Here is a 15,293-nt window from a genome sequence, read left to right as displayed (position 1 = left end):
GATGAACCTGTCGCGTCCGTTCATTTCCCGGCCCGTCGCGACGACGCTGCTCGCGATCGGGATCGCGCTCGCCGGCAGCTTCGCGTTCGTGAAGCTGCCGGTCGCACCGCTGCCGCAGGTCGATTTCCCGACGATCTCGGTGCAGGCGAGCCTGCCGGGTGCCAGCCCGGAAACCGTCGCGACGAGCGTCGCGAGTCCGCTGGAGCGGCATCTCGGCTCGATCGCGGACGTCTCCGAAATGACCTCGACGAGTTCGGTCGGTTCCGCGCGCATCGTCCTGCAGTTCGGTTTGAACCGCGACATCGACGGCGCCGCGCGCGACGTGCAGGCCGCCATCAACGCGGCGCGCGCCGACCTGCCCGCGAGCCTGCGCAGCAACCCGACGTATCACAAGGTCAACCCGGCCGACGCGCCGATCCTCATCCTCGCGCTTACGTCGAATACGCTGCCGGCGGGCCAGCTCTACGATTCGGCGGCGACTGTCCTGCAGCAGTCGCTGTCGCAGGTCGACGGCGTGGGCGAAGTCGACGTGAGCGGCTCGACCAATCCGGCGGTGCGCGTCGAGCTCGAACCGCAGATGCTGTTCCACTACGGCATCGGGCTCGAGGACGTGCGCGCGGCGCTCGCCGCCGCGAACGCGAACAGCCCGAAGGGCTCGATCGAGTTCGGCCCGAACCACGTGCAGCTGTACACCAACGATCAGGCAACCAAAGCCGCGCAGTACAAGGATCTGGTGATCGCCTACCGCAACGGCGCGGCGGTGCATCTGTCCGACGTCGCGGAAGTCGTCGATTCGGTCGAGGACCTGCGCAATCTCGGTCTCATCAACGGCCGGCGCGCGGTGCTCGTGATCCTGTACCGCCAACCCGGCGCGAACATCATCGAGACGATCGATCGCGTGAAGGCGATGCTGCCGCAACTGAAAGCATCGCTGCCCGCCGACGTCGACGTGATCCCGACCTCCGACCGTTCGACCACGATCCGCATGTCGCTGAGGGACACCGAGCGCACGCTGATCATCGCGGTCGCGCTCGTCGTGATGGTCGTGTTCCTGTTCCTGCGCAACTGGCGCGCGACGCTGATTCCGAGCGTCGCGGTGCCGATCTCGATCATCGGCACGTTCGCCGCGATGTACCTGCTTGGCTTTTCGATCGACAACCTCTCGCTGATGGCGTTGACGATCGCGACGGGCTTCGTGGTCGACGATGCGATCGTCGTGCTGGAGAACATTTCGCGGCACATCGAAAGCGGCATGCCGCGCATGAAGGCCGCGCTTCTCGGCGCGCGCGAGGTCGGCTTCACGGTGATGTCGATCAGCATCTCGCTCGTCGCGGTGTTCCTGCCGATCCTGCTGATGGGCGGCATCGTCGGGCGTCTGTTCCGCGAATTCGCGATTACGCTTTCGCTCGCGATCGGCGTGTCGCTGATCGTCTCGCTGACGCTCACGCCGATGATGTGTTCGCGCCTGCTCGAGGAGCATCACGAGAAAAAGGAAGAAGGCCGCTTCGGGCGCTGGCTCGAACGGGGCTTCACGGCGATGCACCGCGGCTACGAGCGCACGCTCGGCTGGGCGCTGCTACATCCGCGCCTGATCGCGACGATCCTGATCGCGACGATCGGCCTGAACGTGTGGCTCTATATCATCATCCCGAAGGGCTTTTTCCCGCAGCAGGACACCGGGCGGCTGGTTGGCGGTATTCAGGCCGACCAGAGCACGTCGTTCCAGGCGATGAAGGTCAAGTTTTCGCAGATGATGGCGATCGTGCAGAAGAATCCGGCGGTCGACAGCGTGGTCGGGTTCACGGGCGGGCGGCAGACCAATTCGGGTTTCATGTTCGTCACGCTCAAGCCGAAGAGCGAGCGCGGTCTTTCCGCCGACCAGGTCATCCAGCAGATGCGCGGGCCGCTCAGCAGCGTCGCGGGCGCGCGCACGTTCCTGCAGGCGGTGCAGGACATCCGCGTGGGCGGCCGGCAGTCGAACGCGCAGTACCAGTTCACGCTGCTGTCCGATTCGACCGCCGATCTCTACAAGTGGGTGCCGAAGCTGACTGAAGCACTCCAGCGTCTCCCGGAACTCGCCGACGTCAACTCCGACCAGCAGCAAGGCGGCCTCGAAGCGATGATCACGATCGACCGGGCCACCGCTGCCCGGCTGAACATCAAGCCGGCGCAGATCGACAACACGCTTTACGACGCGTTCGGCCAGCGCCAGGTGTCGACGATCTACAACCCGCTGAACCAGTATCACGTGGTGATGGAAGTCGCGCCGAAATACTGGCAAAGCCCCGACATGCTGAACCAGATCTGGGTCAGCACGTCAGGCGGCAGCGCAAGCGGCGCGCAGACCACCAACGCGACCGCCGGCACCGTCACGTCGGCGGCAACCAGTACGAGCGCGAAAACCGGCGGAACGGCCGGCACGACCGCTTCGAGCGCGGCCTCGATCGCCGCCGACTCCGCGCGCAACCAGGCGACCAACTCGATCGCCGCGAGCGGCAAGTCGAGCGCATCGTCGGGCGCGGCGGTGTCGACCTCGAAGGAAACGATGATCCCGCTGTCGGCGATCGCGAGCTTCGGGCCGGGCAACACGGCGCTCTCGGTGAATCACCAGAGCCAGTTCGTCGCGTCGACGATCTCGTTCAATCTGCCGCCGGGCAAGTCGCTCTCGGACGCCACCGACGCCATCTACCGGACGATGGCGGAGATCGGCGTGCCGGGCACGGTACGCGGCAGCTTCCAGGGCACCGCGCAGGCGTTCCAGCAGTCGATGTCGGACCAGCCGATCCTGATTCTGGCCGCGCTGGCCGCCGTCTATATCGTGCTTGGGATACTTTACGAGAGCTACATCCATCCGCTGACGATTCTCTCCACGCTGCCTTCGGCGGGCGTCGGCGCACTGCTCGCGCTGCTGCTCTTCAAAACGGAGTTCAGCATCATCGCGCTGATCGGCGTGATTCTGCTGATCGGCATCGTGAAAAAGAACGCGATCATGATGGTGGACTTCGCAATCGAAGCGTCGCGGCAAGGGCTTTCTTCGCGCGACGCGATCTTCCAGGCGTGCCTGCTGCGCTTTCGCCCGATCATGATGACGACCTGCGCGGCGCTGCTCGGCGCGCTGCCGCTCGCCTTCGGCCGCGGCGAAGGCGCAGAGTTGCGCGCGCCGCTCGGCATCTCGATTGTGGGCGGATTGATCGTGAGCCAGATGCTCACGCTCTATACGACGCCGGTCGTCTATCTGTATATGGACCGGCTGCGCGTGCGCTGGGAAGCGCGGCGTGAACGACGTCGCGGCGGCTCGACGCCTGCCGTGGAGTAAATGACGGAACGCGACGCCTTTTCAGGGCGTCGCGCGACTGCTCACCCCTTGAGTTTTTGCGCCGCCGCCAGCACAAGAATTCTCGCCCATTGTCTTGCCTGCCGTTCGCTTGCCATCGGCAGATGCCAGACGGGCTGCCTGGTATTCCGGACCGTCAGCGCGACCTGCCAGCCGCCCGCTGCGTGCGCGGCCTCGGCCTGAACGAGATCCGCGAAAATAAACTCGCCGACGGCGTCGCCCGTGCGCACCGTCATGAAGCGCTTCGCGGCGGCCAGTTTCAGCTCGCCCCACTCGCCTTTCAGCTCGTGCGTCCAGTCGCCGTCGCGCACGTTGGCGGATACCTCGCGACGGCGTCGCCACCACCACGCGATCGCCAGCAGCAACGCAACGATGACCGTCACGGCCACACCGGTCGCCACGGCGAGACCAAATTGCCGCGACAGAAAATAGAACGCCTGCACCGCGCCGTACACCAGCGCGATCAACGCAAAGAGAACTACCAGAACCGGCATTCGACATCACCTCGATACAAATTCACGCGGCCCGCGGGTGTGAGCGCGCCGGGCCACGAACGCGCGCGGCGTGTACAAAAGGAAAGCGGCGGAATAACCCGCCGCGCGCGATCTGAGCACTACGCTCAGGGCTGCCTGTGCGTGGCGGCCCAGTCCTTCACCGCCTTCAGCGTGTTCGCGACATGCTGGTCCGGCGAAAGGCTCGTGTACTCGTAGATCACCTTGCCATCGGGCGCGATCACGTACGACACGCGGTTCGCCATCGAGGCATGCATCGGCAACCCGGCATCGTACGCATCGATGATCTTGCTGTTCTCGTCGGCGGCCACGGGAAATTTGCTGCGGCATTCGCTAACCGAGAATTTCGTCAGCGTTTCGATGTTGTCGTGCGAGACGCCGATCACGGTCGCGCCGTATTTCTTGTACTGGTCGACTGCGTCCGCGAATTCATGCGCTTCGATCGTGCAGCCCTTCGTGAACGCCGCCGGGTAGAAGTACAGCACGACGGGGCCCTTCTTCAACGCGTCGGCGAGTGCGTAGGTGTACGTCTTGCCGCCGAGCGATGCCTGTGTCGTGAAGTCAGGCGCGGCGTCGCCCGGCTTCAGCGTCGCGCTGGCGGTGAGCGCATGCAGCGACAGCGCCGCGGACACACAGGCGGCAGCGATCCACGGCCATGTATTTCGTTTCATCACGGGTTTCCTTTCTGGCGACTGACGGACAGCCTGCGGGCACGAATCGAGCCCGATCGCGCATACCGGCGAAGCTGCACTAGTCGTCAGTATGCCCGCCTGTCCACGATGCTGCAGAAAGACTCAATTCAGCCAGCACCTCCGGCGTGAGCCCGGCGAATTCCTGCAGCGGCGTTTCACGTGCGATCGCATCGATGTCCTGGCCCTGCTCGACCGCCTCGGTGATGCGCAGCAGCGTACCGAGCGGCCCCGCGTAATTGACGATAGCGTCGCGAATCTGCGGCGCGAGACCCAGCCGGTCGAGCGTGCTCTCCGGCGTCGAACCGACCACCACGTGCACGAGCGAAAAAATGCCGGTCATGAACGCGGCATCGGCGAACCGGTCATCGAAAGGATGCAGCCAGTTGCCCATCAGTTCCATGAAGCGCGAGCGCGTACCCGCGAGCTGCACGAGCGGATCGGAGCGCCACGGCAGCGCGCGGCCGTCGGCGTACAGCAGCAGCTGGGTCCAGCGCGCGATCTGCCGCGTGCCGGTTGCGGTGATCGCCTGGCGCAACGACGAGATTTCGCGGCCGAGCGCGAACGCGCTCGAATTCGCGAGCCGCAGCAGTTGCACGACGACGCCCGGATTGCGCTTCAGTTCGTCTTCGATTTCATTGATGTCGGGCTCGCGGGACAGCAGCGCGAGAAGCCGCAGCAGCGCTTCGCGCGACGAACGCGGACGCGGTGCGGCCAGCACCTGGGGCCGCGCGAAGAAGTAACCCTGGAAGAGATCGAAACCCAGCTCGCTGGCAAGCGCGAAGTCTTCGCGTGTCTCGACTTTTTCCGCGACCAGCGTCTTGCCGAACCTCCGGATCGCCGACACGAGTTCGGGCAGCTTCGCGCGGTCGGTCAGCAGGAAGTCGATCTTGACGATGTCCGCATGCGGCAAAATCGTGATCAGACCATCGGAGAGTTCGACCACGTCGTCCAGCGCGATCTGGAAACCGGCGCGACGCAACTGCGTGAGACGCTTCACCACCTGGGCGTCGAACGTGACGGTCTCGAGGATTTCGAGCACGAAGCGCTCGGGGGACATCACGTGAACAATGTCGTCGAAAAGCATGTCGCGGCCGATGTTCACATAACCGCGATGCTCGCCCAGCACGGCCGGCACGCCGAGCCCGCCAATCGTGCGGGCGACCACGTGAGCGGTGGCTTCGTCGTCGTTGCTGACCTGCGCGAAGTTCTGCTCGCCGGAGCGGAACAGCAGCTCATACGCGGAAAGCGCACCCGAGCGGTCAAGGATCGGCTGACGGCCGAGGAACGCGAACTGGCACGCCGCGACGGTGCCGTCCGGCGCCGGCAAGGCCGCGTCGGTATCGGCACGTGCGATCGTTGATCTGGGCTCGATCGGTTCAGACATGTCTGTTGGCGGGTGGAATTCTGTTGGACCACAGCGCGCACGATCCCCGAGCTTGCGCTTCTCCTGGAACGTTGGCGGATCGACGATATTCGCGCCACTGTAACCGAAACCGGAAATTATTACAGCCCCCATGGAAGCGCTTCCGCTGATCGTCGCTTTTTTGCCCTCCCGGCTAAAGATTTTCGCGCCGGGGTCGTTATCTTGTTCTGATAGGCGGGCTCGTGTCTCCGAGCCGCGCCCCCGAAAACGGCGGAACCGGTCGTCCGCCAGCAAATGAGAACACGGGTTGCCAGCGACAAACATGGAAGCGAACAGCGTCATCGCGCCCCGCCGGGGCCCTCTGCGCACGGTCATCGACCGGTTACGCATGCTTGGCCGGCGCGCGGACAGGGAAGCCACCGGTCGAGGCAGCCGGCCGTCAGGCGGCGATACCCTCGTGGCCGTCGGCGCCGTGGATTTCCTCGCCCATGTCGACGCCAGCCTCAAGTTCCTGTACGTGTCGGACGCGAGCCTGCGCTTCATCGGCTACCACCGCGAATACCTGCAGACGATCACGCTCCACGATCTGGTCGCCCCTGGCGACGTCGCGAAGCTCGACGCCCTGCTCGCCAGCGCCCGGGACAGCAACACCATCGAAAAAACCACGCTCGACCTCGTGAAGTCGCTGACCTATCCGGTCGCGGTCGAACTGCGCGTGGTACGCAACACGCACGACGGCGTCGACGGCTATGCGATCGCGGGCTTCGACGTTTCGGCCTGGCGCGCGACGGAGGACCGTCTCAATCACGCGCTGCATCACGACCGGTTGACCGGCCTCGCGAACCAGTCCGCCTTGACGCTCGCGCTGCTGCACGCCCAGCAGCAGGCCGACGCGCACGGCTCCAGCGCGGCGCTGCTGCTGCTCGACATCGACGACTATCAGCGCGTGAACCGCGCGCTCGGCTACGACGCCGGCGACGAGATGCTGCGCGATACCGCGCGCCGCCTGCAGAACATGATGAACGGCGGCGAGATCCTCGCGCGCGTCGCGAGCGACGAGTTCGCGATCCTGATGCCGCTGATCTCGACGCACCAGAACGCCGCGCTTGCCGCCGAAGCGCTCGCGCGGCGCCTGCTGACCGCCGTCCAGCGGCCATATTCGTTCAACGGCCAGCAGGTGCATCTGTCGGCGAGTGTCGGCATCGCGCTCTACCCTGACGCGCGACATCTGAAGGACACGCCCGCCGACGACAGCCAGTTGCTACGCTGCGCCGATCATGCGCTGATGCAGGCCAAGACGTCTGGCGGCAACACGCTCGCGTTCTATATCCCCGACAACAACCCCGCCGACGCCGAACGCCTCAAACTCGAGTCCGATCTCTACGACGGCGTGCGCAACGGCGAGTTCTCGCTACACTTCCAGCCGATCACGAGCAGCCAGACGCATGGCGTCGTCGGCGTCGAGGCGCTGATCCGCTGGCTGCATCCGGTGCACGGTCTCGTGCCGCCATCGATGTTCATCCCGCTCGCCGAATCGGTCGGCCTCATCAACTATCTGGGTAACTGGGTGTTGAAGATCGCGTGCATGCAGCTGATCCAGTGGGACACGCAAGGCATTTCGCTGCAATACGTCGCGGTGAACGTGTCGCCCCAGCAATTTCGCGATCCGCGCTTTACCGAGAGCGTGCACGAGGCGATCGCGCTCACCGGCATCGACCCGCACCGGCTTGTGTTCGAGATCACGGAAAGCCTGCTGATGCACGACCCGGTGCACGCGAAGGCGTTGCTCGAGGAGATGACCGCGATCGGCATCCGCTTTGCCGTCGACGATTTCGGCACCGGCTATTCGAGCCTCGCGTATCTGCAACGCTTCCCGCTTGCGAAGCTCAAGATCGACCGTAGCTTCGTGGAGAATCTGCTAACCTCGCGAAACGATCAGGCGATCGTTAGCGCGGTTGTCGGACTGGCACAGACACTCAATCTCGAACTCGTCGCCGAAGGCGTCGAAACCGAGGCACAACGTGCCCTTCTGACCGAGATGGGCTGCGATCACATTCAGGGCTGGCTGGTATGCAAGGCGCTGCCGTCGGACGAACTGGCGCAGCGCTTCGAGTCCCGCGCGCTCCGTCTGCATGGCGCGGTGTCCTGATGTACCCGAACTACCCGGAGCCCGGATACCCGGGGCGTACCGGCATGCTGAACACTGGAATACGTATGGCTTTGGCGGGACTTAAATGAAGGCTACGCTGCTGGACAGGCTGTGGTCGCGAATGAACGAGCGCGGGGACTTCCCCATGCTCTCGCACGCGATGCGCACCACCATGTCGGCGATGAACAATGACGAGCTCGATTTCTCCGCGCTCGTGCAAGTCGTGCTGTCGGATTTCGCCCTCACGCAAAAGGTGCTGCGGCTCGCCAATTCGGCGATGTACATGGCGTTCGGCGGCAACATCACGACCGTCACGCGTGCGCTCATGGTGCTCGGCATGGACGCCGTCGGCCATCTGATCGTCGGCCTGAAGCTCGTCGATCACTTCCACCACAGCGTGCCGCGCCGCATCGACGCGAAGCTCGAGCTGAACCGCACGATGCTCTCGGGCTGCGTCGCACGCAAGCTCACCGAGCGAGGCGATCTGCGCGCCGGTGAAGAGGCCGTCGTCTGCACGCTGATGCGTCAGGTGGGCAAGCTGCTGGTCGTCTTCTACCTTGACACCGAGTGGGACAAGATCCGCCGCGCAATCGACGCGGGCGTCGATGAAAACCAGGCGTGCAACAACGAACTCGGCGTCACGTTCGACGAAATCGGTCTTGAAGCGGCAACGCGCTGGCGTCTGCCCGACACGATCCGCGCCGGCATGACGACGTACGAAACGCCGGACAATCCGTCGCGCCAGGTACAGTGGCTGCGCGCCATCACCAACTATTCGACCGAAGTCTCGCACGTCCTGACGACGCCGAACATGTCCGACGCGGTGCGCGAAACGAGTATCGCCGAGCTTGCGCACCGCTACGGCCACATGCTCGGCACCGACCCGGAAACACTCGTCGCGATGAGCATCGCGCTCGCCGGCGAAGAGTCCGACGACGGCGTGATGCGTGAGATCGTCGAACTGCGTGCGAACGCCGATGCGATCGCACGCGAAGCGCTCGATCCCGAAGCGCGTATCGCCGCCGGTGTCGAGGACCTGCGTGCGCTGCCTTCCGACAATCCGATCGGCCCGGTGCTCGCGATGGCATCCGAGACCGTTCTGGCAGGGCTCAATTTCACGCGCACGGTCGTGTTCGTGAGGCATGGTGCCGGCTCGTTCAAGGCGCGACTCGGACTCGGTCCGAAGATGGATGCGATGCTGCCGACGCTCGGCTTCACCGCGACGTTCGAACCAGACGTGTTCCATCTGGCGATCGCGAATTCGGTCGGCATTTTCATCGAGAATGCGCGCGACCCGAAGATCATGGCGCGTCTGCCGGCGTGGTTCCGTCGTGCATTCGACGATGCGCGTTCGTTCGTGATCCTGCCGGTCGTGCTGGAAGAGAATCAGTCGACGGTCGCGCTCATGTACGGCGACTGGTCGCATTCGCAGGAACCGCGCAAGATCTCACAGAAAGAGATGGCGGCGTTGAACGAACTGGCGCGTGAGATGGGACGGTTTTTTGCCGAGAAGCCGAAGAGTGAGATGGAGGTGTTTTAGGGGTGGTCATTGTCACGGGCGGTTTCGGAACGTAGAGATGTCAAGCTTTCCAAGACTTGCCGCCAGACTGAGACGCGCGACCCTCCAGTCCGATTGCACGGAAATGCGCTGCTGCGTGGCATCGACAAGTACGTCCTGTGCACGCAGCAATTCGACGATGTTCGCGATCCCCGCGTTGTAGCGCGCACGGGTGGCATCGAACGCCAGCGCCGCATTCTGCTGTAACGCTTCGGCCTGCTCAAGCGTATCCGCACCTGAACGCACAGCTTCATAGCTTTTCCAGACATTCAGCGCGACCTGCTGTTCTGTCTCGGCCAGATTTGCCCGCTGGACCTCAGCCTGCATCCGCGCCTCCTTGATACGGTATGTCGTTCCAAATCCGTCGAAGAATGGAATGGTCACACGCACACCGACGTAGTTGCTGCGCGACGTTGACGTAACAGGCAGGTCGTCTCCCATGCTCGCGCCAGGGCGCGTACTCCGCGACAGGCCCGCCTCCAGATGCACGCTCGGGAGACCCTGGGCACGACTCACATCCACGGCTGCATCCGTCGCATTGCGTTCCGCCCGCGCTGCCCGCAGACGCGGGTGCGTCGCCAGCGCCTGCTCGATCAGAAGCCGGATACCCTCTAGTGGAGGGCGGGTATCTCTCACGTTTTCCGGAATGTCCACCAGGTGGATCGGCACGTCGGGTTGAAGTCCCATATCGATGGCCAGGGTTCCTTCGGCTTCGTGAAGGGCGTTCGTGGCCTTGACCACACGAAGTGTCGCCTCGTTGTGTGCGGTCCGCGCCTGCAATTCGTCCGCTATCGACACAACGCCGGATGCCAGCCTCGCTCGCACGGCATTCAGACTCTGCAATGCATTCGCTTGCGCCATTCTCGCTGCGTCAACCTGAGCTCGCGCAGTCAGCGCAGCAAAATAGTCGCGCGCCGTTGCGTAAAGAACATCCAGCACCGCCGCGTTGAATGACTCGTCTGCGGCAGCAAGAAGTTCGCGAGCTTTCCTGACTTCCGCCCGACGCGCACCGAAATCGAGCAGGACCCAATCAAGCGACAGTTCCGCCGCGCGAGCCGGACCGTCGTAGGCACCTTGCGATGCGAGCGAACTGGTGGACGACGTATTCGCCTGATTGGCCGATCCGCTTACGACGCCGGAAATTGTCGGCAGCCGGGCGGCCTGCGCCTGTCCCAGTCGTGCCGCCTGCACCTGCGCGTTTGCCCATGTCCGCGCAGTGAGGGGATTGCGACACAGCGCCCGCTCCACTACCTCATCGAGTTGCATCGCCGACGCAGGCGGACCATATTCGCACGGCACAACGCCGACGCTTCCCGGAATCCTCGCAGTGACAGGAACCATCGGCACCGCTTCGCCGGTGCGAAGCGGATCGAACGTCTCGGCCCGCGCATCGGCGGCTACCAGACAGAGCGACGTCGCGACCACGCGAACGAATGCGTGAGCTCCCCGCCGATCGCGTCGTGAGACACGCTGACCACTTCAGCCGGCAACGTTCCATAGCGGGTGTACAGAAACGTTTCGATCTTCGCGGCGGCGCGCTGACCGGCCTGGACAAATCCGACATCCTTGTTCTCCAGGAAAGCCTCGATTTCAACCGGCCGGTCGTTCGGCACGATCACCATGAGCGGCTGGGCTGCGGTGACTACTCCGCCAACCGTATGCACGACAAGCTGCTGGACGGCCCCATCGACTGGCGCGACCAGCGTCATCACACGATCACGTGCGTCCGCCTTCGCGAATTCCTCGCGAAATTCCGCTGCTTTCTGAATAGCCGCGTTCAGGTTATCCAGCGTCTGGCGACGTGTCGTGGCTGTCAGTTCATCGCGCTGCCGCCGGCCTGCGAAAATCACCGCCCGGATTTCATCCGTCCGGCTTTTCTGTGCAGCGAGTTCGCCTTCCTGCTCGATGACGACCTGCTGCTTTTCCAGGTATTCGTGGCGAGACACGTAGTTCCTTGCCACAAGCTCATTCAGATCAGCCTCGCGCACACGTGCAATCTGAAGCGTCCGCTTCAGGCGTTGCACAACGGCTTCGACCGTCTGCAATTCGGCCTGATTCTTCGCGATCTCCGCATCGAGACGAGCCAGCTTCGACTGGAAATCAATGAATTCGCCGTCGAGGAAACGCGCTTCCATACCCCGCCGCGAGAGTACCAGCGGCAATTCCCAAGTCTACCGTCGCGCTAATGGCGATGATTGATCCTATTGCACTCGCAACATTGGTCCAGTTTCCTGTCCGCTGTGCGTCATTTACTGCACTGGCGAGAGTGATCCCGTCGACGAATGCACCAACTCCCATAATCGCCTTCGCGGACGTCGCCCCTCTCGCCGCCGCTGCAATAGCCTCACCGTATTCCGCATAAGCGGCAGCGCCGCCGGCCCGCAAATCGTCGATACGCAATGAAATAGCTTGAGCGTTATGTAACAGGAAGGCCCTCTGTGATTCCGTGCCCACACCTTCGCCAAGAGCTATCAAATCGGCAGCTAGCCTGGCAGCCTGGTCCGCCATCGTGCGGCCAAGCGTCTCATACACTACCGCGGACGTTTCCGCAGATTTTTCAAGCTGGGTCAACGCCGCCGCCAATGCACCGGAACCCATCGTCCAAAAATCTGCAGAACGATCCGACAACACATCCTGAAGATTTTTAAAATATTCTTGGTTAATAGAATTCATGTCGTATCCCGAAGCAGAATTTCACGTAAAAAAGCGCTAGCGACCACATTAGTGCATGAGCAAAAAGATAACCTGGCGCCACAATGGCGATTGTTATTCTACTTAACGAAATAAACCTAAATATCCCCCCTATTAATGGAGCAGTATTCGTCGTCCACGTTCCACCAAGGAAAATTACGACGATTAATAGAAGTGAGATTTTTTTCTTCCAGTCGGCTGCTATAAACTGGCGTATAGGAATGGGGTCGCGGAGCCTGCAGAAACACAGCAGCACTCCGACGAGAAATCCAAAATAAACTGCTCCTCCCAGGCTGACTGACAGCGCGCAGGTGTATCTCATGGACGTATCGAGGCTACGCACTATCGGCACCTGTCGTCCGAGATCACACATCCAGCGCGCCACCCCTCCGTTGACTGGAATTTCTGCAGGAAACAACAGACCGGCCAACGCCAACATAATTCCGAAGCAATACAAAAGTGTCCTTGCATACGCAATGGGCACTAACGGCTTAAATATATAAAGCACCCACGATCTCCATCTGGATACAATTCACGCCGCACCTCGGCGAGCATCCGCTGCCGTTCCATCAATTGCGAGCATTGAAATTCCCTGTTAATGCTCGCGATGAGACCGGAGAAAATCGGGAAATTCGCAGAAACAGACATACTATCGGGCGGCGTTGGAACCGGCTTTTCGCTAAAATTCATTCCCACGGATTTACGAAAAACCGAGAACTATTTAGTTCAATAACAACTCTCTAAAATCTCCATCATCGCCGATTCCTTTCATAATGAAAGATTCGGTTGAAGACGCGAATTTACCGCAACTCGAGATCCTTGCGATACACGATAATTCTGCGTTTCAGAGCGAAATTTCCTGGGCAGTTGTGTATATGACTGACTCTTCCGAGAAGCAGACACGCGAGCCCGCATCCGTACAAGCGAAATCGACCTCGGTCGAATCGAATTCGTCGACTGCACCGGCTTACGGAGAAAAATGAAGAACCAGAAGCAAAAATTTCGCGATTGACGGCGATTCCATCCATCACCTGTACGAACGTGCCGGTGCCGCGTACTACGTTACCGTTTTCCAGCGTCCGGATGGCGCCGTCTTTATTCAGACTGATCGCGACTATGCCAAGCGCGTCGAGCGTTACCATCTCACCCGCTGCGTAAAATCGCTAACATCTCCGCGCCCGAATCGATTGCGCCGTTGTGGTTGCGATCCAGCACGAGGAAACCATCGCCCGTGCTGATCCAGCCCGTGTGCGTTCGACTACCGCCGCCGTCAAAATCGAAATAGGCTGTGGAGTCGTCCGGATTGATGGTCTGGATACCGTCGCCGTCGAAGTCGAGAATCAATGGATCGATCATGCCCAGAGCAAGGCCGAGTTGCTTGAAGAAGTCATAAATCCCGAAAGGCAGGTCGAATGCAGGAAACGTAAGACTGCCGAGTAGCGAGTCATCGCCATTAGCGAACCCGTCTCGGATCATTTCAACCTGAAGCGAGTTCAGCGTCGGCCAGATCTGCCCTTCGAAACCCGACGGGTTAAGGCCGGCTACTTCTAGCGCTTTCCAGACAAAGTCGATGCAGCTGTTGTTTAAACCGTTGTATTGCAGATCGAAGCCGTAGACTGCGGGACTCGCCGCGAACGCAACGATGGAGGCATACTGCGCGTCCGTTATTTCAATTGTGTTTATGTAGGTGCGAGTTTGATAATTTGCATCGTCATCATCATATAGGCGTCCCTGAGCGAACGGCTGGCCATGATGATCTTCGTCAGGGGCGAATCCGTAGCTTTGGGAAATGCCATGGCCGTTGTCCAGCACAAATCACATGTGACCTACCGCGGACGCACCGCCGTCAGCCATCGGCGTTCCGCGACCTGCGATCTTTATCGTAATTCTTGGCATGACAACCTCACTTATTTACCCAAATATGCTTGAACAACTGATAGTTGTGTTTCGACTTTAGAAAGCTGAGGTGCCCCAAGCAGCGTGGACGCCCGAATTACATAGCGACCCGGTTCGAGCTTGATCAACATTAGCCTGGCATTGAGCGTCTGTCCCCATGAGGACAAGCGTGGTGACGAGACGATTTGCTCCGTCAAGAGACTCTCGTCCTCACCTAAAATTTTCCATATGGAAACTCGCACGGTGACCGGTGCCCCACGCTCGTCAAATGCTGTCCCAGACATTTTCATTCCGCCTACTAACGCCCATACCCGCTCCCGGTCAGCAGGATTTTCGCTCTGAAAGAAGTATTTCAGATTGACAGCGCAAAAGAATTCCTTATCGACAACAAAATTCACCGAAACATCGTTTCCGGACGTGGCAAGATTGAATGGCACTGAAATCGGCACTCGGTCTTTCGTATGTTCTCGCTTGCACCCGGCCGTGGCAGTTGAAAACGCAAGGCCGAATATCAGTATTCTTAATATACTCATGTCGAAATTTTCTCCCACTGACACTTCACAAACCGTATCAATTTATGATCTGTAGGCAGTTGTTTTACAACCGCCGCAATCTGAAAAACCCGGCACTCTTTGAAAGTTAAGACTTTCAAAAAATAAAATTACCAACAGATATTCGATCGCATAGACAAGATGCCTATCTCCGAAAACGAGCATTCACAAATCGATCACAAGATCCGGGCGCCGTGTAGAGACAATTGGATTCGACGATAGCGATTAAAAAATTCGAAACCGATTTCTTTCGATATGAAAGAATCAACGACAGGGCGAATTTATCGCACCCGAAAGCTTTGGCGCTACCCGGTTATTCCGCGTTTGTGACCGAAATTTCCGGCGCGTGTAGTACGGACGAAACCCGTTTGCAATACATGACGTGTGAACAGGCAATCCGCGCTATCCGGAAGCTCAAACTCATTCGGATCAAGACAACCGACTGCGTCGGCTTATAGAGAAGAATCGGCATAGGGGACGGCCATGAGGCCGTACCCCTGCCACACCACCCGGCATGCGGGTCCGCACCGGGCGGTTCGGGAAGTTG

The 15,293-nt window shown here is 60.9% G+C and carries 11 protein-coding genes; 3 read left to right on the top strand and 8 right to left on the bottom strand.

Annotated elements, in window-relative coordinates:
- The first annotated feature begins 1 nt into the window (after nucleotide 1).
- The gene (locus tag LPA34_RS23170) at nucleotides 2-3,316 is read left to right on the top strand and encodes an efflux RND transporter permease subunit (protein ID WP_228982652.1); all 3,315 of its coding nucleotides are present in this window, start codon (nucleotides 2-4) and stop codon (nucleotides 3,314-3,316) included.
- A gap of 41 nt (nucleotides 3,317-3,357) precedes the next feature.
- Here LPA34_RS23170 and LPA34_RS23165 read toward each other — a convergent pair whose 3' ends face one another.
- The 3 genes from LPA34_RS23165 to LPA34_RS23155 all read right to left on the bottom strand — a co-directional run bounded on the left by LPA34_RS23165 (nucleotide 3,358) and on the right by LPA34_RS23155 (nucleotide 5,922).
- Nucleotides 3,358-3,828 carry a hypothetical protein gene (locus tag LPA34_RS23165; RefSeq protein ID WP_228982650.1) on the bottom strand — a complete coding sequence of 157 codons (471 nt, stop codon included), beginning with the start codon at nucleotides 3,826-3,828 and terminating at the stop codon, nucleotides 3,358-3,360.
- A 125-nt stretch (nucleotides 3,829-3,953) separates the two neighbouring features.
- Nucleotides 3,954-4,517 carry a peroxiredoxin gene (locus LPA34_RS23160; RefSeq protein ID WP_228982648.1) on the bottom strand — a complete coding sequence of 188 codons (564 nt, stop codon included), beginning with the start codon at nucleotides 4,515-4,517 and terminating at the stop codon, nucleotides 3,954-3,956.
- 79 nt (nucleotides 4,518-4,596) lie between these two features.
- Entirely contained in the window at nucleotides 4,597-5,922 is a 1,326-nt protein-coding gene (locus tag LPA34_RS23155; RefSeq protein WP_228982646.1) for an EAL and HDOD domain-containing protein, read from the bottom strand.
- Nucleotides 5,923-6,223: 301 nt separating this feature from the next.
- Here LPA34_RS23155 and LPA34_RS23150 point away from each other — a divergent pair, with 301 nt between their 5' ends.
- On the top strand, nucleotides 6,224-8,050 hold the full coding sequence (locus tag LPA34_RS23150) for a putative bifunctional diguanylate cyclase/phosphodiesterase (protein WP_228982644.1): 1,827 nt from the start codon (nucleotides 6,224-6,226) through the stop codon (nucleotides 8,048-8,050).
- An 85-nt stretch (nucleotides 8,051-8,135) separates the two neighbouring features.
- Nucleotides 8,136-9,590, top strand: a complete 1,455-nt coding sequence (locus LPA34_RS23145; RefSeq protein WP_228982643.1) for an HDOD domain-containing protein — start codon at nucleotides 8,136-8,138, stop codon at nucleotides 9,588-9,590.
- 12 nt (nucleotides 9,591-9,602) lie between these two features.
- Here LPA34_RS23145 and LPA34_RS23140 read toward each other — a convergent pair whose 3' ends face one another.
- From LPA34_RS23140 to LPA34_RS23120, 5 genes are all read right to left on the bottom strand, one after another.
- Nucleotides 9,603-10,874, bottom strand: a complete 1,272-nt coding sequence (locus tag LPA34_RS23140; protein WP_228982641.1) for a TolC family protein — start codon at nucleotides 10,872-10,874, stop codon at nucleotides 9,603-9,605.
- Nucleotides 10,875-11,005: 131 nt separating this feature from the next.
- Nucleotides 11,006-11,743, bottom strand: coding sequence for an HlyD family efflux transporter periplasmic adaptor subunit (locus tag LPA34_RS23135; protein ID WP_228982639.1), 738 nt, complete (start codon nucleotides 11,741-11,743; stop codon nucleotides 11,006-11,008).
- Nucleotides 11,709-12,281 carry a hypothetical protein gene (locus LPA34_RS23130; protein WP_228982637.1) on the bottom strand — a complete coding sequence of 191 codons (573 nt, stop codon included), beginning with the start codon at nucleotides 12,279-12,281 and terminating at the stop codon, nucleotides 11,709-11,711. Before LPA34_RS23130 ends, LPA34_RS23135 begins: the two co-directional genes overlap by 35 nt.
- A 1,161-nt stretch (nucleotides 12,282-13,442) precedes the next feature.
- A complete protein-coding gene (locus tag LPA34_RS23125; protein ID WP_228982636.1) occupies nucleotides 13,443-14,111 on the bottom strand; it encodes a hypothetical protein in 669 nt (222 codons plus the stop codon).
- Nucleotides 14,112-14,206: 95 nt separating this feature from the next.
- Nucleotides 14,207-14,644, bottom strand: coding sequence for a DUF5625 family protein (locus tag LPA34_RS23120; protein WP_228982634.1), 438 nt, complete (start codon nucleotides 14,642-14,644; stop codon nucleotides 14,207-14,209).
- Nucleotides 14,645-15,293 lie beyond the last annotated feature (649 nt).

Origin of the sequence: Paraburkholderia gardini, assembly GCF_907164575.1 — a bacterium.
GTDB classification, from domain to species: domain Bacteria; phylum Pseudomonadota; class Gammaproteobacteria; order Burkholderiales; family Burkholderiaceae; genus Paraburkholderia; species Paraburkholderia gardini.
This window is presented reverse-complemented; position numbering and strand designations above follow the sequence as displayed.